The 25108-nt window shown below is 42.4% G+C and carries 23 protein-coding genes and 1 tRNA gene; 4 read left to right on the forward strand and 20 right to left on the reverse strand.

Going from position 1 to position 25108, the window contains the following annotated elements; translation table 11 throughout:
- Window positions 1-32 precede the first annotated feature (32 nt).
- Complete coding sequence (locus HMPREF0666_RS11865; RefSeq protein ID WP_009012606.1) at window positions 33-1124, forward strand: mannose-1-phosphate guanylyltransferase; 1092 nt, start codon at window positions 33-35, stop codon at window positions 1122-1124.
- A 167-nt stretch (window positions 1125-1291) separates the two neighbouring features.
- On the opposite strand, the gene HMPREF0666_RS11870 is transcribed toward HMPREF0666_RS11865, so the two are convergent.
- From HMPREF0666_RS11870 to prmC, 18 genes are all read right to left on the reverse strand, one after another.
- Window positions 1292-1690, reverse strand: coding sequence for an HIT family protein (locus tag HMPREF0666_RS11870; protein WP_009012607.1), 399 nt, complete (start codon window positions 1688-1690; stop codon window positions 1292-1294).
- Window positions 1691-1713: 23 nt separating this feature from the next.
- Window positions 1714-2184 (reverse strand): transcription elongation factor GreA, encoded by a 471-nt coding sequence (gene greA, locus HMPREF0666_RS11875; protein WP_009012608.1) that lies wholly within the window; start codon window positions 2182-2184, stop codon window positions 1714-1716.
- A gap of 648 nt (window positions 2185-2832) precedes the next feature.
- Window positions 2833-3522 carry a DUF4919 domain-containing protein gene (locus HMPREF0666_RS11880; protein ID WP_009012609.1) on the reverse strand — a complete coding sequence of 230 codons (690 nt, stop codon included), beginning with the start codon at window positions 3520-3522 and terminating at the stop codon, window positions 2833-2835.
- 81 nt (window positions 3523-3603) lie between these two features.
- Entirely contained in the window at window positions 3604-5145 is a 1542-nt protein-coding gene (locus HMPREF0666_RS11885) for a YifB family Mg chelatase-like AAA ATPase (protein ID WP_009012610.1), read from the reverse strand.
- Window positions 5146-5156: 11 nt separating this feature from the next.
- Window positions 5157-6152 carry a TlpA disulfide reductase family protein gene (locus HMPREF0666_RS11890; RefSeq protein ID WP_042856326.1) on the reverse strand — a complete coding sequence of 332 codons (996 nt, stop codon included), beginning with the start codon at window positions 6150-6152 and terminating at the stop codon, window positions 5157-5159.
- Window positions 6153-6170: 18 nt separating this feature from the next.
- Window positions 6171-6256 (reverse strand) — tRNA-Leu (locus HMPREF0666_RS11895).
- A gap of 321 nt (window positions 6257-6577) precedes the next feature.
- Complete coding sequence (locus HMPREF0666_RS11900) at window positions 6578-7162, reverse strand: hypothetical protein (protein WP_009012612.1); 585 nt, start codon at window positions 7160-7162, stop codon at window positions 6578-6580.
- A 29-nt stretch (window positions 7163-7191) separates the two neighbouring features.
- Entirely contained in the window at window positions 7192-7641 is a 450-nt protein-coding gene (locus HMPREF0666_RS11905; RefSeq protein ID WP_009012613.1) for an SRPBCC family protein, read from the reverse strand.
- A 176-nt stretch (window positions 7642-7817) separates the two neighbouring features.
- On the reverse strand, window positions 7818-8450 hold the full coding sequence (pyrE, locus tag HMPREF0666_RS11910) for an orotate phosphoribosyltransferase (protein ID WP_009012614.1): 633 nt from the start codon (window positions 8448-8450) through the stop codon (window positions 7818-7820).
- Between the two features lie 806 nt (window positions 8451-9256).
- Window positions 9257-10234 carry a hypothetical protein gene (locus tag HMPREF0666_RS11920; RefSeq protein WP_009012616.1) on the reverse strand — a complete coding sequence of 326 codons (978 nt, stop codon included), beginning with the start codon at window positions 10232-10234 and terminating at the stop codon, window positions 9257-9259.
- Window positions 10235-10254: 20 nt separating this feature from the next.
- Window positions 10255-11613, reverse strand: coding sequence for a BT_3987 domain-containing protein (locus HMPREF0666_RS11925; RefSeq protein WP_083822548.1), 1359 nt, complete (start codon window positions 11611-11613; stop codon window positions 10255-10257).
- Window positions 11614-11642: 29 nt separating this feature from the next.
- The gene (locus tag HMPREF0666_RS11930; RefSeq protein WP_009012618.1) at window positions 11643-12788 is read right to left on the reverse strand and encodes a DUF1735 and LamG domain-containing protein; all 1146 of its coding nucleotides are present in this window, start codon (window positions 12786-12788) and stop codon (window positions 11643-11645) included.
- 5 nt (window positions 12789-12793) lie between these two features.
- Window positions 12794-13831: a glycoside hydrolase family 18 gene (locus HMPREF0666_RS11935; RefSeq protein WP_009012619.1), complete on the reverse strand. Its 1038-nt coding sequence runs from the start codon at window positions 13829-13831 to the stop codon at window positions 12794-12796.
- 82 nt (window positions 13832-13913) lie between these two features.
- Complete coding sequence (locus tag HMPREF0666_RS11940; RefSeq protein ID WP_009012620.1) at window positions 13914-15473, reverse strand: RagB/SusD family nutrient uptake outer membrane protein; 1560 nt, start codon at window positions 15471-15473, stop codon at window positions 13914-13916.
- A 9-nt stretch (window positions 15474-15482) separates the two neighbouring features.
- On the reverse strand, window positions 15483-18674 hold the full coding sequence (locus HMPREF0666_RS11945) for a SusC/RagA family TonB-linked outer membrane protein (protein ID WP_009012621.1): 3192 nt from the start codon (window positions 18672-18674) through the stop codon (window positions 15483-15485).
- Window positions 18675-19134: 460 nt separating this feature from the next.
- Window positions 19135-19842 carry a ComF family protein gene (locus HMPREF0666_RS11950; protein WP_009012622.1) on the reverse strand — a complete coding sequence of 236 codons (708 nt, stop codon included), beginning with the start codon at window positions 19840-19842 and terminating at the stop codon, window positions 19135-19137.
- Window positions 19826-20344 (reverse strand): regulatory protein RecX, encoded by a 519-nt coding sequence (locus HMPREF0666_RS11955; RefSeq protein ID WP_009012623.1) that lies wholly within the window; start codon window positions 20342-20344, stop codon window positions 19826-19828. The genes HMPREF0666_RS11950 and HMPREF0666_RS11955 overlap by 17 nt, the downstream gene beginning before the upstream one ends.
- Complete coding sequence (gene prmC, locus HMPREF0666_RS11960; RefSeq protein ID WP_009012624.1) at window positions 20341-21204, reverse strand: peptide chain release factor N(5)-glutamine methyltransferase; 864 nt, start codon at window positions 21202-21204, stop codon at window positions 20341-20343. Before prmC ends, HMPREF0666_RS11955 begins: the two co-directional genes overlap by 4 nt.
- A gap of 27 nt (window positions 21205-21231) precedes the next feature.
- On the opposite strand from prmC, the gene ribD reads away from it, so the two are divergent.
- The gene (ribD, locus tag HMPREF0666_RS11965) at window positions 21232-22374 is read left to right on the forward strand and encodes a bifunctional diaminohydroxyphosphoribosylaminopyrimidine deaminase/5-amino-6-(5-phosphoribosylamino)uracil reductase RibD (RefSeq protein WP_009012625.1); all 1143 of its coding nucleotides are present in this window, start codon (window positions 21232-21234) and stop codon (window positions 22372-22374) included.
- A 143-nt stretch (window positions 22375-22517) separates the two neighbouring features.
- Here the strand turns inward: ribD and HMPREF0666_RS11970 are convergent, their stop codons facing one another.
- On the reverse strand, window positions 22518-23807 hold the full coding sequence (locus tag HMPREF0666_RS11970) for a serine dehydratase subunit alpha family protein (RefSeq protein WP_009012626.1): 1290 nt from the start codon (window positions 23805-23807) through the stop codon (window positions 22518-22520).
- 74 nt (window positions 23808-23881) lie between these two features.
- Window positions 23882-24295, reverse strand: coding sequence for a hypothetical protein (locus HMPREF0666_RS11975; protein ID WP_009012627.1), 414 nt, complete (start codon window positions 24293-24295; stop codon window positions 23882-23884).
- A 137-nt stretch (window positions 24296-24432) separates the two neighbouring features.
- On the opposite strand from HMPREF0666_RS11975, the gene HMPREF0666_RS11980 reads away from it, so the two are divergent.
- On the forward strand, window positions 24433-24672 hold the full coding sequence (locus tag HMPREF0666_RS11980) for a DUF4160 domain-containing protein (protein ID WP_009012628.1): 240 nt from the start codon (window positions 24433-24435) through the stop codon (window positions 24670-24672).
- Between the two features lie 11 nt (window positions 24673-24683).
- Window positions 24684-25091: a DUF2442 domain-containing protein gene (locus tag HMPREF0666_RS11985; protein ID WP_009012629.1), complete on the forward strand. Its 408-nt coding sequence runs from the start codon at window positions 24684-24686 to the stop codon at window positions 25089-25091.
- The last annotated feature ends 17 nt before the right edge of the window (window positions 25092-25108 follow it).

The following is a 25108-nucleotide window of genomic DNA, read 5'->3' on the forward strand; positions in this document are numbered from 1 at the left end:
AGGAAACAAATGTTGGTTAGCTTAAATAAATAATGACTACGAAACAAAACAACTATTGCGTGATTCTTGCCGGTGGCAAGGGACGAAGACTATGGCCGTGCAGTAGAGATAAACACCCAAAGCAATTTATAGATTTCTTTGGTGTGGGTCGTACTCAACTTCAACAAACCTTCGTTCGATTCGCTCAAGTTCTTCCTAAAGAGAATATTTATATCAATACAAGTTGCGATTATCTCGACTTGATTAGAGAACAATTGCCAGAGGTATCATCCGACCGTATCATGGCAGAGCCGATACACCGTAATACTGCACCAAGCGTTGCGTGGGCAGTACATCGTATCATGATGTTCGATCCCAAAGCTAACATCATTGTATCTCCCTCTGACCAGACGATTATTAACGACAATGCTTTCTTTCGTAATATTACCGATGGACTACAGTTTGTTGAGAACAACGACGCTATATTAACCATGGGCGTTAGCCCTACCCGACCAGAGCCAGGTTATGGGTATATCCAAAAGGGTGTCTACACAGGAACTGGTGACATATATAAGGTGCAGGCTTTTACAGAGAAGCCCGACCGACAATTTGCACAGATGTTCATGGATAGTAAAGAATGGTGCTGGAACACAGGTCTGTTCCTTTCTAACACCAACTACTTACGCCAGTGCCTTTATGGTTTTCTTCCATCCGTCATTCGTGATGAGGAGAGCGGAGAGAAGATTACTACAATTGAAGAAGAGGAAGCTTTCATACGTGAGAACTTCCCACGCTATCCAAACATATCTTTAGATCATGGTATTCTTGAGAAGTCTGATAATGTTTATGTTATGAAATGCGATTTCGGATGGGCAGACCTTGGTACGTGGCATGGTGTCTATGAGTCACTAAGCAAGCGAGAGGGGGATAATGTCATCATAGACTCTGATGTTATCCTTGAAGACGCTACCAATAATATCATAAAACTCTCCAAAGACAAATTAGGTGTCATCAACGGCCTTGATGGCTATATCATTGCAGAGAAAGATAACGTATTACTTATCTGCAAGAAAGAAGATTCCTCAGCATTGGTAAGGAAATATGTAAATGAAGTACAGATAAAGAAAGGGAATGAGTTTGTATAAATAAAAAACTCCCCCAACCCCTCCAAAGGAGGGGAGTAACAAATTGGGTAAAAGTGGGATTACTTTGCTAAGCGAAGCTTCCTTATATTAAGGAAAATAATAAACGGGGATATGCAATGACTGTATATCCCCATCTTGATAATATCTTATTCCAGAAAAGCCAAGTGTTATTCCAATTCCTGAAAAGCTTTGAAAATCTTTTCAGCAATCTCCTTCTGCTCCTCAGCCTCAACTTGTACGTGATGCTTAAAATCAACATCAGCCTCACTGTTCATTGGCAAGAGGTGGATATGTGCATGATTAACCTCTAATCCCAACACGACCTGTGCTACCTTCTTACATGGAAAGACTGTCTTTATAGCACGTGCCACCTTCTTTGCAAACAATTCAAAGGCAGCAAGCTCATCATCATCCATATCAAAGATATAATCAACCTCCTTACGAGGCACAACAAGTGTATGCCCCTTTGTTACTGGGTCAATATCAAGAAACGCATAAAACTGCTCATTCTCTGCACACTTATAACTGGGAATCTCCCCAGCAGCAATCTTACTAAATATTGTCATACTAACCTCCTCTTGTTTAGTTCTTAAGCATCAATTGATATCTTGTCTATGCGCAATACAATCGTACCACGAGGGATTGTGATTTCAACCTCGTCGCCCACTTTCTTATTCAACAGTCCTTGTGCAATAGGAGTCTTGATAGAAATCTTGTTCTGTTTCAGATTAGCTTCCGTCTCACTAACGATCGTGTATTTCATCTTAGCGTTTGTCTTCACGTTAGTCATCTCAACAGTAGACATAATCTGCACAGCGTCAGTACTCAAACGTGACAAATCCACAATCTTTGCTTGTGCCACGGTCATCTTCATCTCAGCAATACGTGCCTCAAGATGACGCTGCGCCTCTTTAGCAGCATCATACTCTGAATTCTCACTCAAATCGCCCTTATCGGCTGCTTCAGCAATAGCAGCTGATGCCTTGGGACGTTCAACAGATTCTAAATACTGCAACTCAGCTACGAGCTTATCGTAACCTTCCTGTGACATATAAGCCATAATATCTTGTTTTAAATAATTAATTCGTTTTTCAAAAAACATATAAAGAAACAGAATTCCAACACCAATTCAATGAATGTCGGAATTCTATAGCCTTAATGTTTAATTTACCTCAGTGCAAAGATAATGCTAAAAAATGATATATCAAAGTTTTATGGGATAAAAATCTATTAATGTTCAATAAAAACATTCTTCGCCGAATAGAATCTTGAATATTCTCATGAAAACAAGTAATACAGAAATCCTTTACGCGTTTCTGTCCTTATTTATTGACCTCTCAGATAACCATATCTAATACCAATAATTATCACTGACCTCTCCTGCTTATTCCTCTTCCTGAGAAATGGATGTTGTAATACCTACAAGACAAGTAGTAATTATTACATAGAATTACCTGAATAAGTTTAAAATCAATTTGCTGTCATTTTTAACATTTCGTCTATCTTACTATAAATTAACAAGTTAATAGCCTCTATTGCATGACAGTAATGACAGCAAATTTTATTTTTTAGAAATCGCTTTACGCCAAATACATAGCAAAAAGTCCATAGACGCTACAGACACAACAGTATCTTTTGCCCCATAAACCTAAAGAGGAAATAGTATGCAGACCTCAGATACCTTCTACTCTACCTCTTTTCCATCTAATCAAAACAATCCTGCCTCTAATTCGAGGACACGCTTAATATCAAAATAGATATCAGGCGAGGTATAGACTCCACTGGTATCACCTAAGATAAGACGGTCGGTCTTCTCTATCATCATCTGTCCATTGATTTTGAGAATACCAAGGAAGAAGTTCACAAAATTATACTCATCACCTACGGATGTGACAGAGAAAGGATGCCCTTTACTACCATCACCCGTCATGAAGATGGTATCCAAGATACGCGAAAGACGGACAGAATAGACTTTAAGACTATCGCTTGTCATCCATTCCTTGTCGGGATCAGAACCAGATAGTTTTCTGAAATAATAGATCTTAGAAATGAGTGCATTCGTATTAAGCGGATTTTTAGCAAGAACCCTGTCGGCTATCGTAGCTGCCTCTTCAAACTTTCCGTCATGTCTAACCTTCATCATGTCAATTTCAATACTCATGTCACTACCATTATTGAGGTAAGTGCGCCCGTAGACAGCTAAGATTCGATCTTTAGCAGTCATCGTTAAGTCAGAGTCTACGTTTATAAACTCATCAACCAAGTTCTGTACACGCTGTGGATTAGCTTCCACCTCAGCCTTTATACTATTCCAATCTACTGTTATCAATGAGTCACCTGTCTCAGCAGACACAGCTAAGCTCATCAACAACAACATAAACATCAATAGCTTTTTCATATCATTTAATTTTATGCTTAATACTATTTTTTCTCTTATTCCCTATCAATTCTCTTATTGGCAATAGATAAGAAACAAAAATTATCGTTCTGCCCAATCACTCCTATCTAAGTTCCTATACCCAATAGCCTCAGCTATATGCTGCACTTGCACCGTCTCCGACGCCTCCAAGTCGGCTATAGAACGAGCCACTTTCAAAATTCTATTGTAGGCACGTGCCGATAGTTTCAATCGTTCCATGGCATCACGAAGAAGTTTGATGGAGGCCTCATCAGGCTCAGCATACTCATGAATCATACGTTCATTCATCTGCGCATTACAATGAATATGACGATAACTACTGAAACGCTCAGTCTGAATAGCACGTGCACGGATAACCCGTTCACGAATAGTAGCACTTGGTTCGCCTGGTGTAGCCTGTGAGATATCCTTAAAGGGAAGAGGAGCTATCTCACACTGAATATCTATTCTGTCCATCAGCGGTCCTGATATCTTGGCCAGATACTTCTGAATCTGTCCTGGCGAACAAACACAATGATGTGTAGGGTCGGCAAAATAGCCACATGGACATGGATTCATACTTGCTACGAACATAAAACTACAAGGATAAGTAACGGTATATTTGGCACGAGAGATAGTTATCTTGCGGTCTTCTAACGGCTGTCGAAGAACCTCTAAGGTATGTTTATTAAATTCTGGTAGTTCATCACAAAAAAGCACTCCATTATGAGCAAGGGTTATCTCGCCTGGCATTGGATTAGCACCACCACCCACGAGTGCCACTTCAGAGATAGTATGGTGAGGACTACGGAAGGGGCGTTGCGTTATTAATCCGGTGTCACGACTCAGTTTTCCCGCAATAGAGTGAATCTGTGTTGTCTCTAAACTCTCCGATAAAGACAGAGGGGGAAGAATCGAAGGAAGACGCTTTGCCATCATACTCTTTCCACTTCCTGGCGGTCCTACCATAATAAGATTATGTCCGCCAGCGGCTGCCACTTCTAAAGCTCGCTTTACATTCTCCTGTCCACGAACATCTGCAAAATCGAGATCAAAAGCATATTGATGTTCATAGAATTCTTTTCGCGTATCAACGAAACAGGGTTCTGGATTGGAGCTACCATTAAGAAAATCAATAACTTGTAATATATTCTCCATTCCGTAGACCTCTAACGTATCTACCACAGCGGCTTCGTGCTCATTCGCTTTGGGTACGATAATACCCTTAAATTTCTCTGCACGTGCCTTGATAGCGATAGGAAGCACACCTTTTACTGGTTGCAAGGTTCCATCGAGACTCAACTCTCCCACAAGCATGAACTCTCGCAAACGGTCATAACTCATCTTCTCATTAGCTGCAAGAATAGCGATTGCTAATGGGAGGTCAAAGCTGGAACCCTCTTTTTTGAGGTCGGCAGGGGCGAGATTAGCGGTGATATCGGCTACAGGGAACTTATACCCATTATTGAGAAGTGCTGCTGCAATACGGTCATGACTTTCCTTTACCGCGCCATCTGCCAGCCCGGTAAGGTGGAACAATACGCCACGCGTAATACTAACTTCGACTGTCACGGTGGTGACTTCCATTCCGTTGACAGCTGCACAGAATGTTTTTACAAGCACACTATTGGTTTTTAGTCAGTGCCATAACGCTGACGGATAGCATTAGCGGTGATATTCCTTTCTGTTACTTTCCCGTTGCGAATGACAATATTATCTGGTACTGTATTAAGTCCAAAGGTTTTGAGCAATGGAGTATTAAGCAGCTTCCCATCACAGACATTAGGAAATTCTATGCCGTCACGCTCTAATGACTGCCTTACCTCCTTGGGATTGGCATCAATACAGATACCCATAGCAGCAATCTTCCCTGCCTTCACAGCATCACTCAACGCACGCTGAATGTCAAGACTCTCATAACTCCATGCGGCCCAAGTATTGATAATAACAATATTCTTCCCTTGGAATGTCGAATTTTTCACGACTTTTCCATTTATATCCTTGGCTATAAACTTAGGCATCTTACTACCGACTGGCAACGAGCCTAATTCGGTTAATTGCCGTTGAAGACGACCCAAATCGGTATTTTCAGGCTGTTCCTTCATCAATACCCGCAATAGTTTCGCCGCCTGACTGTAGTCAGGAGATTCCGTTTGAATAAAGTAACGATTGAGCAGATATACACTCACAGGCGACTCTGGATGGTCGTTGATAAACGTTATCGCATATTTCATCTCCTCAGGAGGGGATACACTTGCTATCTGCTTACGGAACTTAGTCATCAATTCATTATTCTTCGTTCCCTCAACCTCCATCTCTTTTAGGTGGGAAGCATCAGCTTTTACGTCTACTGCCTCACCCGATTCGGCAAAGATAGGCTGCGAAGAATAATTAGGGAAGATTATAATTAGTGTAGAAGGTTTACTACAAGGTTTCTCATAAGAGAAACGTCCAGCCTCAATCTTGATAGTATCTAAACCATTGATACCCCCATCTGGGCTATAAACATAAAGTTCACCTTGATTCATGTGCAAGAAACGCCCCTCCATCTTGAAGTAACCGCTACGAGTACCACAAGAAACTAACAGCAGGGAGAACAAGAGTATATATGCTATTCGCCTCATGCGCATTGAGATTTAAGAAGAAAGTGCCGCGAGCGGGACTCGAACCCGCACAGCCATTACTGGCCAAGGGATTTTAAGTCCCTCGTGTCTACCAATTCCACCATTGCGGCAAACCGTTTGCAAAGATAAGGCTAAATCTTCGAACTAACAAAATTTTTCATGCTTTTTTGATATTATTAGGTTGATTGGTATCGCTATTTATGATTTTCCTCTACTTGACTCTATCAAAATACACCTATATAATATAGTACTAAACTTCCTACATATTCTGTGTCTCAACAAATCGTTTAAGGTTGAAAAGGCGCTTGTTCTTTGTTAGTCAACATCGATGCACGCTACGAGTAAAAGGGGTAATTGCGATGAAAGACGAACGTATCACACATATATAAAACATGTGTGCTACCATGAAAGTGACAATAAAAGTCACAGTACTAATTAATGCCTAAAACGCCAGTTGGTCCCGTACAATTAGCACGATAACGGATAAGTTTCTTCCCCCCCTCGCCACTCACGATGTTACCCCCAGTATTAAGGTTATACTTTCGATGGCAGTTAGTACAAAAGGCAAAGCCATCACTACTCATTTTCAACTCATAAGAGCGCAAAGGAAGTACATTCGGCTGAAAGCAATTAGGACATTGTAGGTCGTATGCATACAATGGAGCAGGAACGTCAAGATTACCATACCCCACTATAAGTCCGTTGTTCTGTCCCACATACTTCCAACTCTCCAGTCTAAGATCAATACCATCAAACCACACAGGCGAGCTCGAACGCAGTCCTTGATTATTCTCAAAAGAGAAGCTATGCCGCCCACTAACGTATGAATATCGTATGATACAATATACTCCTGGCGACATTGAGTTGAGCGCAGAGGCAAGGATAGGGTCTTGATGCGTATCGTTATGGAAAGTAAAAAAGATACGACGGCTACTGTATTCATAGTCCACCCTATCACCACATGATGATAATAGGATAAGAAACAGTAAGATAACAGATTGAACACTACGTCTCATCATAATTTTACTCTCCACATATAATGATATTATTCGAACGGAATCATTGCCAAGGCATCGGCAATCTTCTCAATACCCTCTTGTAGTGGCTTTGACACCATACCCTTTGCAAAGAAAGGAATATCGGCATCTATCGTGAGTTTCATCTTTGAGGAAGACTCTGAAACAGGGAGTATCTGAATCCAGAAATTAAAGGATAATGGCGAATTATCACTTTCAAACTTAATCGTCTTAGGCTCCTCACGCTCGATAATACGCATAGAAATCTGACCAACAGGGTCTACATTGACAGACAAGGAGTCCTGGTCAAAGGTGATATTCTGTAATCTTTCTTTCACCTTATCCATATCAGCATCGCCTGTTGAACCTTCTGGAAGACGCTCTTTCAGACGCTGTACATTATTCAAGTCACTCAACGTTTTATATACACTCTCTTGAGAGTGAGGAATCTGCTTTACACTACTTTCAAACTTTGTCATTACTTATCTTTATTAGAGGAGTTATAGAGTGGAGGGCTATAAGATAGCAAGACTGATTGTAAGAGAAGATGACAAATAAAGGTAGGGACGCACTAACAAGGCGCCCACTACTATCACTCATTTACAAACAGTCCGCAAGAAATAAATTATGTTACTCCATACGGAATGTTAAAAGACTACTTTTTCCAATTTGCTGGGTCCTTACGCCAATCATGCAACATGGCGACTTCGTCTTCTTTAATATATCCTGTCTCAAGTGCCTTCTCAACAACATGCTCGTAATCGGTGAGGGTCACCAACTTTACATGAGCCTCTCGGAAGGCTTCCTCGGCTACTGGAAAACCGTAAGTATAAGAGGCTACCATACCCACAACCTCAAATCCTGCCTCACGCAGAGCTGCTACAGCCTTCAGAGAAGAGCCACCTGTAGAGATAAGGTCTTCTACAACAACCACCTTTGAGCCTGTTGGCAATTCACCTTCAATCTGGTTTTTCATGCCATGGTCCTTTGGCTTCGGACGAACGTATGCGTAGGGCAAGGCCAACTCATCGGCAACAAGCATACCCTGAGCGATAGCTCCCGTTGCAACACCAGCCACAGCCGTAGCCTCTGGGAAGTTTTCAAGGATGGCATGTACCAACTCGAGCTTCACAAACGAACGTACATCGTGGAACGACAACGTCTTGCGATTATCACAGTAGAAGGGTGATTTCCAACCACTTGCCCACGTAAAAGGGTCATTAGGTTGCAACTTAATGGCTTTAATTCCGAGCAGTTTGCCTGCAAAGACTTTCTTTAAATCTTCCATCTCGATAGTTTATAGTTATAATACTAAGTGCAAACTTACACAATTTTTCTGATATCTAAGGATAAAAAGACTATAAAAGAAGATAATGATAACAGATACGCCTCGTATCTACTACAAACTGTCTTTCATTCGCTTTTATCTCTGCCTCGCTTTCTTACAACGCTACGCATCAACTTACTTGACAATATTCTACACTCGTACTACTCCTCTACACAATTGTTATCACGCAAAAACACAACAAAAGAAGAAGAAGAAAAGAAGACAAAATAAGAATACGTAAACACGCAAACAACGCTTCTCCTCTATCTTATATCTTATATGTAAACAAACAACCCCTACTTATAAATAGCATTCACCCGACGCTTCAAGTGATGTTTCAACCATCCCTTATCACCTTCAGTTCTGTCTCTCCATGCGGGATAAACCTACTCTACTCCATTTACCAACCTTTCCACTTGTTATATAGCGGCAACTACCTCACATTTCGGAAGTATCAACGAGCTTACGAAAAATCATTACATAACATCAAAGTAATCATCTCCAAGACAGGAGTATAACATCTCCAACAGCCAACTTTATAACCCACTACAAATCAACCCATTACACATAGCATTAAAGAAGACGCCCTTCTTGCATCAAGAAGGGCGTCTTTAACACGCAAGAAGGGCACCTTCTTGAGCGCAGAAGAGCATCTTCTCACACCCAACTTGGCCTTTCCTCGAACGAAGAAGGGCGTGATAACTGAAATATCTTGACTATTTCAGTCTGCATGTTTAGCGTCCCTTTACAAAGAAGGGGACGATAAATTAATCATTATCAATTGGTAGGATGAAGTAACCATAGTGGAGGTAATTATCCTTCAAGAGCCACATAAGTCCCCATACCTGCGTATCGGACACTTTGATAATCTCGACATTTACCCCCTCATACGTAGTTGATTCGCCCCAATAATCAGTCTTGACACCAACCTTACCTTCTGCCTTCATACCAACAGTAAGGTCGCCAGTGAACCAGCATTTAAGGTAAAGATAATCACTATAGTTCCACTCAGCAATCCTTTTACCATCTTCTTGGCCAATTCTCATACTACCATACTGACGTGATCTACCGTCGTCAAAGACCATGATAGGCTCAGTAGAAGCCATGATTGAAGCCTTCTCCTCCTCAGTGAAAGGAATATCAGTTGTAGTAACCGTCACCTTCACCGTCTTGGTAAGCCCCATCTTGTCCTTGATAGTAACCATTGCCGTACCATTGCCAACACCTCTGATAGTTATTACACTATCAACAATAGAGTGCACTTCAGCAATGTCTCCATGATCACTGACAGCCTCATAGCCACCATTACCACCCGTAACAGTAACCACAGCAGTGCCATCGGTGTGTCCAACCTTCATGCTTACATTAACTTCCTCCTTATCAAGAAGAATCTTCTTGTACATTGCCTTCACGATTAAACGCTTATAGTTGCCCGCTGCATCAGAGACAACAACACCCGTATAACCATTTTTAACAGCAGAGACAGTAATCGCATTGCCTTGAATAGACAGTGTTGCAATATCTGGGTTCTCACAGAAAGCTTTGTAATCACCACCTCCTGCCGTCACATTAAACGTAGTTGTCTCACCTACTCCCACACTCACAGTATCGGTATCAAACGTAAGTGCCGTCTCAACCTTTGGTTCCGGCTTTGTCGTCGGAGTATCTTCATCGCTGCTACATGCCGTGAAGCCAAGCATAAGAACAGCCGCCATTAGGGCTGAATAGATATATTTCAGTTTCATTGTATCGTTGTTTAAGTATGTTACCAATCTTTTGCATAACTACCCGTCAGTACGGTTTCCTCTCCATAGAAGGCACGTGTGATATTGTTCAGACGTGTCACATAGCCATTCCGTGGGGTCAAACCGAATACCATAGTCCCTCCGTAACCATCTGTCTTGATAGAGCGTGCAGTATTAAGAGAGATGATACGGCCTTGTCCAAACTCTGACGAACCTTGTATCATACCCTTAGGTGATAAGTCTTCATAATAAGGAGAAAGGTCACCATAGCGTCCGTAATCCTGTAGAGCATAGTCGATATACTCGCCTGGCTTATGCCCATCAATGGTTGTCAAGCTACTTGTGCGCCCATAGACATAAACCTCAATGAGTTTGTCAGGCATGATGCGCTTACATTCATAGCATAAACGAGACGCAGCTTCAACAGATGGTGTGACAAAGCCAGGGTAACTTCCGTAGCTTGAATACTCGTCATCAAAGAAGACACCATCGAGGTCGTAAGCCTCAACAACAGCTTTCAACTCCTGTGCAAACTTAATAGCACCCTCCTTAGAGAGGTTGGCAACGCCAGAGCGATCGTGGTTTCCAAGAATACCAAGGATAACTTTCATCCCTTTCTCCTGCAAAGGTTTCAAGTACTTCTCCTTGTAGTCGAGCAGATGTTGTACGTTCTCATTATTATAGTTATACACTTCTCCTATCTCAGCATTGTAGTTAATGTTACCAGAGAAGAGGATAACCTGATCGAAAACATACTTCTTTGATTCCTTTAATGTGTAACACAGGTTGTGAAGTGGGTTCGCATCATTCACCTCCATACAGCTGATTACCTGCAAGCCATTGTCTTTATGGCAATTAGGCATCTTACTGATATCACGCACGAAGAGTATGAACTCGCCCTTTTCCTTTGAGGTTTGACTTGCACCCTTCACCTTCAAAGGAATTGCATATACGCCATTCTCCTTCAACTCTGAGGCCGTAGTGTACTTAACAGCCACCTTAGAAGACTTTGTTACACCGGCTGCTACGGTAGCTGTACCACCGATAGTAACGAGTGCTTCAGGCATAGCTTCGATAGCTGTACCCTTCGTTTTATTATAGTCTTCAAGTACTTTGGCATCATAGACCAATGTGTAATCTTCATTCGCCTTAGGTGCTTGTGTAAGGTTGACATAGAAGTCTATTGTCCCATTCTCATTGAAAACGAGAGAGTCAACATTGCTACATCCATACTTATCGGTGATGAAAGCAAGGTTATTCTCCAATGTTTTATAACCGCCTTCATCAACAAGAGGCACGTCAATACTCTCTGAACAGGATAGAGCTAAAGCCATACCAGCTATCGAAAGAGCGATGGTTTTTATTTTATTCATATTCATAAATGTCATTTGATTAAGCGTTTAACAGATTATTTCTCTGGTAATGAAACATTATGCCATGATAATGGTTTGTTTGCTTTAGCGTCATTACCATTGCCCGTAGCATCTTTCACAATGTTAGGACTCGTATTATCATCCATCTTCCAATAGCCCACAAGGCCTGGTGTCTTAGGGTCGACACTATAGAAGTGAGTGGCTATCTCCTCCTGTGTACGAACCACATTCCACACACGAACTTCGGCCATATCGCCTTCAAACCAGCGTGCGTCATCATAAGACTTACCGATGAGGAACATGCGATCAGCCGAGTTACCCTTAATGGTTACAGACCTAAGACGAAGCGTACCCTGCGACTGTAAGATGCCATTTACATACACCTTTACCTCACGTGTATCAGCATTATAGGTCATGGCCACATGCTGCCAGCGCTTTGTCTGCAGTCCCTTATTAGAGTCATAGTCAGGGAAATTACCCGCACCAGTGGCTATCTGTATCTGATTGTCAGGGAAGCCCGCATCGCCAATACGCATAAGGAAATTGCCCTCAATGCCCATTATGGTAGAAATAAGCTTACCGAACTCACGTGGATAGATAAGTGCTTCCATCGTTATCTGCTTCATATCGGTGACAAGCTCTGGTGTCTTCCAGTCTACTTGAAGATAATTCCTACTCATATCAGCTACAACGTTGATGAGTGCACCAGCACGGAATACGAAGTAATAATTCTTAGCAGACTGCAACAACTCTATATCATTGCACTCAACTGTCACTGGAAGGACATAGGTAGTAGAGCGGTCAAGACCGCCGAGCTTAGAGAACTCAAACTGAGCAGCGTTGCTCTTCACACTTCCCTGATTGATTTTTACATCACCCACAAGGATACTGTAGCAGCTATCTGGCAGTAGAACAGCCTTGTTATAGTAAGCTTTATTATAAGTATCGACCATCTGAGGGGCTGTCTTGAAAGTCGCATTCAAGTCCTTTTCAGCAGGACGAGAGGTGGAGAGTGTCAACGACTTCACCATACTACCAGCACCTTTTATGATAGTCTCTGTCGTAAAAGTCTTACCATCAATGAATGCCTTATTCTTAAAGTCGGCCTCATCATTGTTCTGACAAGCTACTATCAACCAAGTAGCCAACAGGATAGGAATATATTTAAATAGCTTCTTCATTTCCTTTACTCTTTAACGGTTGGATTAATAGTTGAGATTACTTTGCGCAAATTCGGATAGGTGAATGAGGCGTTATAATAATCAACATTCGCATTCAATAAGCCCATTCCAGCACATGTATAGCCTGTGTGGTCTGCAGCAACAAACTTAGCAATACCGTACATAGCCAATGTCTTACCCCAATAACCCGTCTTCGTGTCGGTCTCATCAATAGACTTATTATTGGCCATTATGATGAACTTGTCGGTTGGAACACCCTCTACAGCAGCCTTCCGAATCAAATAGTCAACACCAGAGACAGACTTCTCATCCTGTGAAGGGATGATGAGGTAGCGTGCTTGTTCAAGTAAGCTCTTGTCTGTGATATGCTGTGGACGACCCATCATAATCAGCTCTTTTTTCGGATGACGTGCCTTCCAGTCTTTTGAAATACCCAAGAAGACATTTTCTAAAGCGATAGCTTCAGCCTTCTCTTGGTCGTTCAGATAGTGTGTAAGCTTCGCATTAAATCCCATGATGACACCATCATAGTTATACTTGTCCACAAGATGGAGCTGTGTATTCACTGAATCAACGAGGAAACCATTGAAATCACGGAATTTCTTACCCGTATTTTCACTCTTTGCCATGAACGCTTTCTTCTGTGCTTCGTAGGCTGCTTTGATGTCATCGCAGCTTATTTGGAACACAACCTTCATGCCCTTTTGATTTCTTACTTCGTCTGTCTCTTGCAACAACTGCCCAGTCATCATGCTTGGCTGTGTCAGTACGACATAGTCTACACTGTCAGGGATAGCGTTGATGTGCTGTGCCTGCGTAAATGGGACAGCCTGACTATTATCAAACCATACCATCATAATCTTATGATTACTTGCCTTGTAAGCTCGAATACTTGCAAGATAGCGCTGATAGAGTTCAGGGTTCTGACGCTCAATACCAGGCTGATTGATATCAACAGATTCAACGTCTGTATCGCAGCTTGACATAAGCAACGCTACTGCACAGACTGTTGAATATGCTATATACTTAATGATATTTTTCATCTTTATACTTTATTATTAAACAGTTGAATAGGTAACATATCTATGACATGCCCCATCTTCATCCTTGTTAATTAGCCATTCATTACTTTGCCCACCACACATCTGTAGCCATGTTATCAGCTCCACCAAGCATACCAACAGCTGCGTTGTAGTTTTCGAGGTTGTTACGACGCTCTTCCTGTGGGTAAGATAGTCGACGAGCACCACGCTCACTACTTACGACACCGCCGCTATTGTTCACCTTCACTGGCATCAGCATTGGGTAACCTGTGCGTCGATAGTCTGCCCAAGCCTCCAAACCAAGTGGGAACATAGCCATCCACTTCTGGGTAATAATACGTTCTAACTTGTGGTCGGGTGTGTCATTATCATCCCAAGCAACAGTGATTGTCGATACAGGACCAGTATATGTATTGAGGCCTGCAGGGTCCGTGTAGACTGCAGGGGTACGGGTATTGTCAGCCAGATAAGCCGCTGCTCCCTTCACACCCCACTGCTCGAAGGACAGTTCAACACCTTTCTTATAGAAATCACTGGCCGTACCTCCCATGTTCCAGTTCCTCAATGCGCCCTCAGCACGTAGGAAAGCAACCTCCGCAGCATTCATCCACATGAGCTTTGAATCGGTCTTTACCTTATAGTTACTGTACGCATGAGCTATCTCAGCACCAGGGATCTGAATACCTGAACGCAATCCATAATAACCATTAGTAGCGTTTTCTAAAGTCGACTGGGTGAACATGGCTTCTCTACGAGGGTCGTTATAACCATTCATATAAGTGGTTATATCCGCTCCTACACGTGAGTCACCACCATTATACTCATACATCACCACCTCGAAAGGATTAGTGTTCGACAAAGTCATAAAGGCATTGTCATCATTGGAGGTCATCACACCTACCGCATTATTTATTGATGCTTCAGCCTCTTGCTTAGCTAATGCTGGGTCGGCCTTCGATATACGAACCGCTAAACGAAGACGCAGAGAATTACCAAACTTAATCCACTTTTCTACATTACCAGCATAGACCTTATCTGCCTTTGGTGAGAAGTTAAATGTCCGATTGGCTGTAAGTGTAGCAATGGCTTCGTCCAACTGCTTGAACATTAACTTGTAGACATCCTCTTGAGAGTCGTATGGAGCGGTAATCTCACCGTTCTGTCCCACCTTAGAATAAGGTATCGGACCATACGCATCAGTAACACGATGGATACCGGCTACCTTTACTATCTGTGCTACTGCTAATGGAACAGGCTCGTCTGTAGCACTCTTCACCTCATTGAAATAGATAGAAAGCTTTGGTAGGAAGTCTCTGAAAAGAACACGACTCCAGCCGTTCTCAGGACTATACTGTGCAAAGTTCTTACCTGCAAAACCCGCATTTGAATCAGAAAGATAGCCGCCATACGAACCACCACACAGACACTCTGTGAACTGATTAGTATTGACATCCGTTGGAACAACCCAACTCTGCAAGTTTATCATAGCTGCACCCAAAGAATAGGCATCACGTTCTGTCTCCTTCTTCGATACACCATAAGGGTCTTGATTATAGTCCTCATAGCTATTGGTACAGCCAGCCAAGCTCATCGCCAAGCCTACCGATACCGTTGACAATATGATATTTCTTATTTGTTTCATAACTTTTAATTAGAATTTAAGTTTGATATTGAAACCAATAGTTCTCGTACTTGGTGTCATGAACTTATCTATACCCTGATAATAGTTGCTTGTTGTTGCTGTTGTCTCAGGGTCAAAAGGAGCCTTACAATAGAACATCAATAGATTACGACCTGTCACTGAAAGTGTCAAATCACCCAATCCAAAGAAATGGTTCTTCTTGAAGGTGTAGCTAAGACTTGCCTCTTGCAAGCGTACATTGGTTGCACTATAAGTATAGTACTGTGGGATTCCATCGCTACCTCCTACTGTTGAGTACCATGATTCAGGTGTGAGATAATCATTACCATTCACTTCAACATATCCCTTATCACGTGCCTTTGCACTTGACTCAGACACACCATAAAGGTCGAGCGCTGCTTGGGTCGCTGAATAAACAATACCACCAAAACGTGCACTGACCATTACGCTAAGATTAAAACCCTTGTAAGAGAAATCGTTGCGCCATGCCATATTCGCCTTAGGGAAGACTGAACCCAACTTCACGTCACCAACATTATTGTTGCGATAAACCTTTCCGTCCTTGTCTACATAGATATATCCTTTATCATCACGCTTAACATCTGTCAATGAATAAAGGTCACCTAAGGTACCACCCTCCTTGAGAATGAAGTGTGCATTACCTAATCCTCCAACGTCGAGGCGGTCTTTATTGATAACAGCCCCAGTCTCTGGATGTACGTAATTACGAACTAACTCATTAATACGGTTACGGTTAGAGCTTAAAGTATAATTGCTTGACCATCCGAAGCCACCCCAATTATTGCTGTAACCTAAGGCCAACTCAAGTCCATTGTTTGACACATTACCAGTCTGGATATAAAGGGCTGAGTAACCAGATGACACAGAGATGTCTGGATTAAACGTCTGATTGAATGTCTTTGTCCAATAGAGTGTAGCATCCAAGTTGAAGTGTTTGAAGAAACGAGCTTGTAAACCAACCTCCCAAGAGTTAGTTGTTTCAGGCTTCAAGTCATAGATTGGATAGATTGTCTGGCTCTTCCACTGCTTTGTTGTATTGTCCCATTCATACTTAGGGTTCGCTATGTTGCGAAGGAATGGAATACCTACAGATGCAAAAGAACCACGAACTTTCAGATAGTTAATAGCCTTTGGCATCTTAACAGACTCTGAGATAATCCATGACCCACCCACTGAAGGATAGAAGAAAGAACTCTTATTGGAATGAGGACCTGCCAACATAGATGGCCAGTCATTACGTCCTGTAACTGTAAGATACAGTTGACTCTTCCATCCAAGCTCCAAACTACCAAGAAGAGACTTTGTCTGTTCATGATAACCATAAGGGAGACGCTTCTCACGGGCCGCATCTACCTGGTATTCATTGAATACATTAGGAATAAGATTATCTGCTATAGGACCATCAAGACCGGTCTGGTCCTGCTTAATATCAGAGATTGACGCACCGACGTTAGCCACCAATGACAACTTGTTCTGCATGAGATGCTTGTTAACATTAAGCATTATATCACCATACACCTGCTTATCATCAGTCTTCATCTTGGCATACTGACCATTAGCACCAGCTATTGTCGTGTTCGTACTGGCAAAGTATTTCTTCTCAAAAGTATTCGTTGCATTATCGATACGGATACGCCCTACGACATTCAACCAGTCTGTCACCTTATAAGTAAGTCCCGCATTCATCATATAGCGATACTTCTTATTAACACGCAGGTTACGATAGTTGATCCAATAAGGGTTCTGACCAACAAACTCACTAAGCAAGTTATTCCAATTCTGAGTGTATATACCACGTGTTGTATCGTAGTATTCAAACATCGCCATATCGTTGTAGTCATTGCCACGTGGATAGAGATAAGCTGATACTAATGGGTTTGCATACACACCTTGGTTGGTCATGTTGCGGTCATTCTGTATGATATAACTTGCGCCAACATCCAAAAGTAGCTTGTCTCCCAGCATACTGGAAGTGTTACGGAAGGTGAAATTATAACGATTGTAACGGTTATTAGGAATAATACCACCCGAGTTCAGTGCACTGGCAGAGAAATAACTCTGATTCTTTTCAGAACCTGTTGAGATGGTGAAAGCCTCCGTCGTCATAACACCTGTCTTGAGATAGTCCTTTGCTGGGTCATATCCCATATAGTTAACATCATTCAAGAGACGTCCCCAACTATAACTATCGCCACCAGCATCACGCATACTACTACCCGTGCCATAACGGTTCTGGAACTCAGGAAGACGGAAAGCTGAAGAGAACTCAGTACTCTGACTGACGGTAAACTCCGTATGTCCCTTCTTTCCCTTCTTCGTTGTGATAACGATAGCACCATTAGAAGCACGGTTACCATATAACGCTGCGGCTGCTGCACCCGTCAAGACAGACATGCTCTCGATGTCTTCTGGGTTGATATCGGCAATTGCCTCCGTCGTACCATTAGAGCCGAAGATAGCATCACCGGTCCCACCAAGGTTGAACATTGGTACTCCGTCAATAACATACAAGACATTACTTGACTGCTCGATACTACGTGTTCCACGCATCACAACCTTCGATGCGCCACCAGCACCAGACGAACTGGCATTGATATTCACACCGGCTACCTTACCACTGAGCGAATTGATAAAGTTAGCATCTTTGTTGGTTCCCAACGCATCACTGCTCACCTGCTGTACATTATAGCTCAAAGCCTTTTGTTCGCGTTTAATACCAAGAGCCGTGACAACGACTTCGTTCAACTCTTTTGCATTTGCCATAGACAGACTGATGTCGTAGTTATCAGCCTTACCGATACGTACCGACTTGGTAGTATAGCCTATGTAGGAGATTTCAAGTTCATCACCTTCTACAGCCATCAGCGTAAACCGACCATCAATATCAGTCACTGCACCTCCTTGGGTACCCTTCAGACGGATGGTTGCACCGATTACTGGCTCTCCATTCTCATCCTTTACGATTCCGACAACTTTCTTCTTCTCGCCCTCATTCACCGCCTTTTGAGCAGCTTTTGTTGACGAGACAGAAACAACATCTCCATTCCTTTGTCTCAATGTAGCCATGACATCATCTAATGTTACGCCTTTCTTATTCGCCGCAACATCATGAGCTTGCATGTTTAGATTCAGACATAACAGGAATGCGGCCAGGTAAAGACCATTACTCTTGTTACTCATTTCTGATTTAGTGTTTAAAGGTTAATATTTCTATTATCAATATCCTTCTGCCCCACAAGTACTTTTCTACTTAGGAGCAGTTTCTTGTTTAGATTTTTATTTATATACGAATGTACTGCAGAAGCATCCTTTTTGTGTATGTTTCCAAGTCACCTTTAGTTCTTAAACATCGGTTGGATTAAAGTAAATTGCGACTTATCAGACTGATAGAGACCATCTTATTAGATTTTAATTAGACATCAAAGTCTCTCTTTCTATTACCCAACAAAGGTTCCATCTGATAACTTTTTCATAACATTAAGGTTCTTGCTTCGCATTGGTTAAGGCTTTTGTTTAGGTTATACTCTTATGTATTTGTCCGTAGACAATCATAAAGTAAATTGTTTTTAGTTATTTTTTGCTATTTGGTATGCACCTACAAAAGTAAGAAAAAAAACAAACTACAAAAAAATTAAGGCATTTATTCATTATTAGCAAAGCCAAGTGAGAGTACACTAATCTTGACATTCGTTGCTTTAAGGAGCTCTTTGGCTGCAGCAACAAGGGTGGCACCCGACGTAATCACGTCATCAACTAACAGGAGGTGTTGGTTGTTGAGAGCGGAGGAGTCAATGAGTCGGAAGGCTTTCTCTACGTTTTCATTACGTTCCCAACGCCCTTTCTGCGTCTGACTACCATGGAAACTGATACGTTCTAACACTTTCTCTAAGACGGGTAGACCAGTTTCTGAACTGATGCCACGTGCTAACTCTTCACTCTGATTATACCCTCTTTCACGCTCACGCTGCCGAGCAAGGGGCACAGGGACCACTGCGGTGATTCCATCAAAGAAACTATCTTGGCCAAACTCGGCTGCGACAATACGTCCAAGAGTCTCCCCTACTTCGGGATGCTTATCGTATTTGAGGCTATAAATCAGTCGACTGGTATCTGAATGGGCTTTATAGAAAAAGAATGCAGCACCTTTCTCTATCGGTATCCTACCCCAAAAGAGGCGCACAAGCTTATTGTCATAAGCCGATTTAGAATAATAGGTACGTGGGAGACGATGGTTACAACAAGCACACATCACCTCCTCTGTAACTGTAAGACGCCCACCACACATCGTACACGAACGAGGAGCAAGGGTGTCTATCAGGCGAGCCAATAAACTAATCGTCTGTGTCATCGTCTACAAAGTCTACATCACCATCCGCATCAACGACTCCTTCATCTATACACCTACGGATTAGTTCCATCGTAAATCCACGTCCCATCGCAAACTTTATCAGCTTCATTGAACGCTCGTAATCGCTCTCTGCCTTAATAGTGCGATACTTACTTGCTAACAGCGGACGTAAGACTGCGAGGTACTCCTCGTCTTCCACGGTATCGAGGATAGGCGAAGAGATAGCACTATCTACCTTTTTCATCCACAAGGCCTGCTCAATCTTCCTCCTACCCCACTTGTTATAGCGGATTTTATCATGTACGAAAGACTCCGTGTAACGGCTATCGTCAACGTAATGCAGCGTTATCAACTTTTCCATAATACGTGCTTGCGCATCTTCTGACAGTCCCCATTTACGCATCTTCTCTAACATCTCGCCAGAGCAATGTTCGCCTTTCGCACATAAATCGGCAAGTTTCTTTAGGGCCTGTGGTTCCATCATGGGTCGTTTCTGTATCATGGTCGGATGGCTTTAATGAAACGGAGTTTACCAAACTGGTCTTCTCTCTGTTCTATCTGCTTGTAACCTAAGCAGCTTAACATTTCCTTCACCTTATTTATATATATAGGATTGGTTTCAAAATAAAGTGTACCTTCCTCCGAGAAAACCTGCAGACCGTATTCGGCTATTGCACGATAGAAGCGCAGTGGGTCATCATCTGGCACAAAGAGCGCCGTTTCTGGCTCATACGCAAGTACATTCTTCGCCATCGCTGTTCGTTCTTTTTCGCAGATATAAGGTGGGTTACTGACGATAACGTCAAACTGCTGTTGCATAGCCGATGCTGAAGGATGAAGTACATCCTCCATCTTTAGTTCAACACGAACCTGCCACTGATGTACATTCTCACGTGCTATGAGTAGTGCATCACCCGATATATCCCACGCCGTAACAGCCGAATTGTATAAATCGGAAGCCAAGGTAACAGCAATACAACCGCTACCAGTACCCACATCCAGCACCTGTAGGGGCACAGGAGGCTGTAAGGCACAATAAGGACGGTTGTAATCTTCTTCTATCCAACGGCAAAGTACCTCTGTTTCTGGGCGCGGTATCAGTACTCCTGGTGCCACATGGAATGCACGTCCACAAAAGGCTTCACGTCCGAGAACATACTGTACGGGTTCAGAATGCTCCAAACGAGAGATGATTTTATCTAATTCCTCCACCTCATTTCGTGATAATTCATTAACTTTGCCAGTATATATATCGGTCAGCGTAATGCCAAACTGCACCTCTAACACAAGCCGAACGATAGCTTGTGCCTCACCTTCATCATATAAAGGAGTGAGTCTCTGCCATAAATCTTGGTATGTCATAGCTGCAAAGATAAGAATTTTAATGAAATGAAACAAGAAGATATTGACGAAAAATACATGCGTCGTTGCTTGCAATTAGCACGCAATGGCCAGCTATTGGCTAAACCTAACCCTATGGTTGGGGCTGTCATTGTGAGCAAGGAAGGTAGGATTATCGGTGAAGGCTACCATGTTCGTTGTGGCGAGGGACACGCTGAAGTGAATGCCTTTGCGTCAGTAAAGAGTGAAGACGAGGCTTTGCTCCATGAAGCAACAGTCTACGTCAGTCTTGAACCTTGCTCTCATTATGGCAAGACTCCTCCTTGTGCCGACCTTATCATCAGTAAGGGTGTGCGCCGTGTTGTATGTGGTTGCATCGACCCCTTTGCCGAAGTGCATGGAAGAGGGGTTGAGAAACTGCGCAAAGCAGGGATAGAAGTGACGGTGGGTGTCTTAGAGAAGGAGTGTTTAGAGCTGAACAAACGATTTATAACATACAATACTCACCACCGACCATACGTGATTTTGAAATGGGCTGAGGCTAAATGCAGAGAGGAGAACGCACAAAGCTGTACACCGACTGACACACCACTCAACACAACAACTATCCCCTCCTCCTCACCGAACACCCACGGAGAGGGTAATAATCACCAATATTCTGCTAATAATGCGAGTGTTATAAATGGTAGTAGAGAGGGGGTAAATGCTTGTAAGGAAAAATCTCCTGTGGCTTGTATTGGCAACTTGCCGGGTAAAGACTATCAACCACTGATTATCTCTACCCCCTTCACAAAGATGTTAGTACACAAGATGAGGGCTGAGAATGATGCTATTCTCGTTGGTAAGACAACGGAAGAACTGGAGCATCCACAGCTGACAGTGAGGGAATGGAGCGGTCCTAATCCTGAGAAAATAGTACTAACAAGTAAACCAATAAGGGCTAATGAATTTGCAACCCCAGCCGATGTGCTGTCGCATCTCTATGCTGAAAAGAAGCAAAGCCTCATCGTGGAGGGCGGTGCAAAGACTTTACAGAGTTTTCTTGACGCTGGGCTATGGGACGAGATACGAATAGAAGAAGCGACCTTCACGGTCGGCAAGGGTGTAGAAGCACCTAAACTGCCTAAAAACCTACGTGTTGCGAAGATAGAGAAGTATGTTAACACGATTATTACTTACGAACGAGAATAGGCTAAAATAATCTCCCTTCGATACAAGAAAACATCTACAAACAATTTATCTTCATGAAGAAAAGAATTTTCTTTCATGAAGATAAATATTTCTTTTCATGAAAATAATTCGAAAAAAAAGCTGAGTTAGGGTATAACAGCCTTTTAATTACACTTATGAGTCATGATGTTAAGCACCATATCGTCGGTGTTACACATCGCTTCCTTCCCTATGCTTGTTAGGTTACGGATAGACTTATCAACGTCTTCATCGATGATTCCCTCTGCAGCCGTCACATGTTTGCCCTCCATAGAGAGCGTGGCAGAGAGGATGGCAGTCGATACGCCCGATGATATCTTTAGTGAACAACTTGGTTTAGCACCGTCACAAATCATGCCTGTAAGGTTGGCTATCATGTTCTTCACCGAATGACAGACATTAACATAATCGCCTCCCATCAGGTAAGTAATACCACAGCTGGAACCAATACTTGCTACGACACATCCGCAAAGGGCTGACAGTGCACCGAGACTCTGCTTGATGTAGATGGCAGTGAGATGACTTAAGATAAGTGCACGGATAAGTTCTTCACGCGTATTCTCATTCTCCTTGGCAAAAACGGCTACTGGGTTCGTTGCACAGATACCCTGATTTCCAGAACCACTATTGCTCATCACAGGGATTAAAGCACCCCCCATGCGGGCATCACAGGCAGAGGCTGTCTTTGCAATGACGTGTGAGAAGATACTATTACCAAAGATTCCACGACTCAAAGGACGGTCCATTATCTTACCCAAACAATGTCCGTAATTCCCTTTCAAAGCCTCGGCTGCAGCACGGAGGTTATATCGCTTCGCCTCAAGGATAAAGTCAATCTCTTCGACAGGGGAGGTCGTTGCAAACTCCCATACCGTATTGAGGTTCAGACAAAGAGGTGCTTTTTCGACAGCAGCTGTGCTGAGTTGCATCTTATCGAGCAGAACAGTACTGTCCTTCTCTTCAAAGACAATATTCGTATGAGTACCAATGATGATGGCTGTGGCACGATGTCCTTCAGCCTCACAAGTGATTTCGATGTATAGTTTCTCAGTGATACCTTCCTTTAACTTGACGTCAATACGATTCTCACTGATAAATGTCTTACCAGCTTCTAAGGTGTCAGGTGTGAGGTCTTTGATAACCTCCAACTGATACTCCGACTTTCCTATCAAAGCTCCGAGAGCAATAGCAATAGGCAATCCTATCATCCCCGTGCCAGGAATACCAACTCCCATCGCATTCTTTAAGATATTAGCAGAGAGTAACACACTAATATGCTCTGGTCTTCTACCTAATAACTCCGTGGCCCGTGCAGTACATAATGCCACAGCCATAGGCTCTGTACACCCCACAGCAGGTACCACCTGCTGGTGTATCAATTCGTTAATCTGTTCTCTAATGTTCTTCTCAAGCATAATTGATTGGTTTAGGTTTAGCCTGATATGATTATGATATTAAATAATTCTCTTCCTCTTTACCCGCTCAAACATCAATCTATTTGAGAGAGCTTATTGCCTAACTCCTGTCGCATAGCCTCCATCTTCTGACGTCGATCGATAGAGAACGTAGAGCCATTCGCCTCAACATAGTCGAATAACCTATATGATTTCTCCATCAGCATCTGCCGCAGAGGCTGCACTTTATAGCTTCCTTCGGCATAAAGCAACTCTGCAACCATATTGATTTTGTCTATCCGTTCTTCCTCATCCCACTGCTCCTTGGCATACGTCAACAGTTCGTCAACGGAGAGATTACGCAAGTCGTCATACTCTCCAACATACTGTCTGTAAAGGTCTTTCAAGTCCTTATCGCGCTTCAAGTCATCATCCTTCTTTGTAAGAAAGCGTGAGATAGCAGCATTGAATTCCTCTATTAATCGAATAAAATAATCTCGTTGTAACATAGTAGATTTCCTTTTATGACACAAAAGTAAGTAAAAAATTGATATAAATCCACTTTTCTGTGTGTAATTAAACAAAAAACATTTGCGGGTATCAAATCTAATACCTATCTTTGTAACGAACTAAACTTAATAATACTATGCCTGAGATATTTCGTTTTTATGGTTTTTCGTTCTTTTTCTATAGTCGAGAGCACGAACCAATCCACGTACACGTGGAAGGTGCAGAAGGTTTCGCTAAGTATAATTATGATGGTAATGATTTCGTGTTGGCTATCAGCAAAGGATTAAAAAACAATGAGTTGAAGAAGATTAAGTTTGTTATAGACGAGAATAAAGATATTATCATCTCACGTTGGAAAGCGTATTTTGAGGATTAAGGAGGTAAGATATGGATATAAAAAAGATTTGGTTCGACAAAGATTATATATATGGTAAGGATGAAGAGGGGCGTACACTTCGTCAATCTCTTTTATGGTACCCTCGTCTTGCTGCGGCTTCTGACAAAGAGCGGGAAAGCTATCAAATCGGATTTGACGGTATTCATTGGCGCAATTTGGATGAAGATATTAGCTTTGAGAGCTTCGGCTATGAAGATGTTGAGCCTACAGCACTACAAAGGTTCTTCCTTACACATAAAGAACTGAACATTGCCGAGTTTGCAAAACTCATTGGTATCAATGCTTCTCTACTGCGTAATTATATCAATGGGGTTAAGAAGCCGTCCAAAGAAAGGGAAGAAGATATATTAAGATGTATCCATAAGATTGGTTCAGACTACTGTACCGTTACTTTCTAAACGGCAAACTTGCTGAA

The organism is Prevotella sp. C561, assembly GCF_000224595.1.
Classification (GTDB): domain Bacteria; phylum Bacteroidota; class Bacteroidia; order Bacteroidales; family Bacteroidaceae; genus Prevotella; species Prevotella jejuni.

Coding starts and splice junctions, on each gene's coding strand:
- HMPREF0666_RS11985 (WP_009012629.1), top strand. CDS start 24,684: ATGGATATAAAAAAGATTTGGTTCGACAAAGATTATATATATGGTAAG.
- HMPREF0666_RS11905 (WP_009012613.1), bottom strand. CDS start 7,641: ATGACAAAGTTTGAAAGTAGTGTAAAGCAGATTCCTCACTCTCAAGAG.
- HMPREF0666_RS11980 (WP_009012628.1), top strand. CDS start 24,433: ATGCCTGAGATATTTCGTTTTTATGGTTTTTCGTTCTTTTTCTATAGT.
- HMPREF0666_RS11970 (WP_009012626.1), bottom strand. CDS start 23,807: ATGCTTGAGAAGAACATTAGAGAACAGATTAACGAATTGATACACCAG.
- HMPREF0666_RS11940 (WP_009012620.1), bottom strand. CDS start 15,473: ATGAAACAAATAAGAAATATCATATTGTCAACGGTATCGGTAGGCTTG.
- greA (WP_009012608.1), bottom strand. CDS start 2,184: ATGGCTTATATGTCACAGGAAGGTTACGATAAGCTCGTAGCTGAGTTG.
- HMPREF0666_RS11935 (WP_009012619.1), bottom strand. CDS start 13,831: ATGAAAAATATCATTAAGTATATAGCATATTCAACAGTCTGTGCAGTA.
- HMPREF0666_RS11880 (WP_009012609.1), bottom strand. CDS start 3,522: ATGAAAAAGCTATTGATGTTTATGTTGTTGTTGATGAGCTTAGCTGTG.
- HMPREF0666_RS11900 (WP_009012612.1), bottom strand. CDS start 7,162: ATGAGACGTAGTGTTCAATCTGTTATCTTACTGTTTCTTATCCTATTA.
- HMPREF0666_RS11975 (WP_009012627.1), bottom strand. CDS start 24,295: ATGTTACAACGAGATTATTTTATTCGATTAATAGAGGAATTCAATGCT.
- HMPREF0666_RS11955 (WP_009012623.1), bottom strand. CDS start 20,344: ATGATACAGAAACGACCCATGATGGAACCACAGGCCCTAAAGAAACTT.
- HMPREF0666_RS11865 (WP_009012606.1), top strand. CDS start 33: ATGACTACGAAACAAAACAACTATTGCGTGATTCTTGCCGGTGGCAAG.
- HMPREF0666_RS11870 (WP_009012607.1), bottom strand. CDS start 1,690: ATGACAATATTTAGTAAGATTGCTGCTGGGGAGATTCCCAGTTATAAG.
- HMPREF0666_RS11925 (WP_083822548.1), bottom strand. CDS start 11,613: ATGAATATGAATAAAATAAAAACCATCGCTCTTTCGATAGCTGGTATG.
- HMPREF0666_RS11920 (WP_009012616.1), bottom strand. CDS start 10,234: ATGAAACTGAAATATATCTATTCAGCCCTAATGGCGGCTGTTCTTATG.
- HMPREF0666_RS11945 (WP_009012621.1), bottom strand. CDS start 18,674: ATGAGTAACAAGAGTAATGGTCTTTACCTGGCCGCATTCCTGTTATGT.
- ribD (WP_009012625.1), top strand. CDS start 21,232: ATGAAACAAGAAGATATTGACGAAAAATACATGCGTCGTTGCTTGCAA.
- prmC (WP_009012624.1), bottom strand. CDS start 21,204: ATGACATACCAAGATTTATGGCAGAGACTCACTCCTTTATATGATGAA.
- HMPREF0666_RS11930 (WP_009012618.1), bottom strand. CDS start 12,788: ATGAAGAAGCTATTTAAATATATTCCTATCCTGTTGGCTACTTGGTTG.
- HMPREF0666_RS11890 (WP_042856326.1), bottom strand. CDS start 6,152: ATGCGCATGAGGCGAATAGCATATATACTCTTGTTCTCCCTGCTGTTA.
- pyrE (WP_009012614.1), bottom strand. CDS start 8,450: ATGGAAGATTTAAAGAAAGTCTTTGCAGGCAAACTGCTCGGAATTAAA.
- HMPREF0666_RS11950 (WP_009012622.1), bottom strand. CDS start 19,842: ATGACACAGACGATTAGTTTATTGGCTCGCCTGATAGACACCCTTGCT.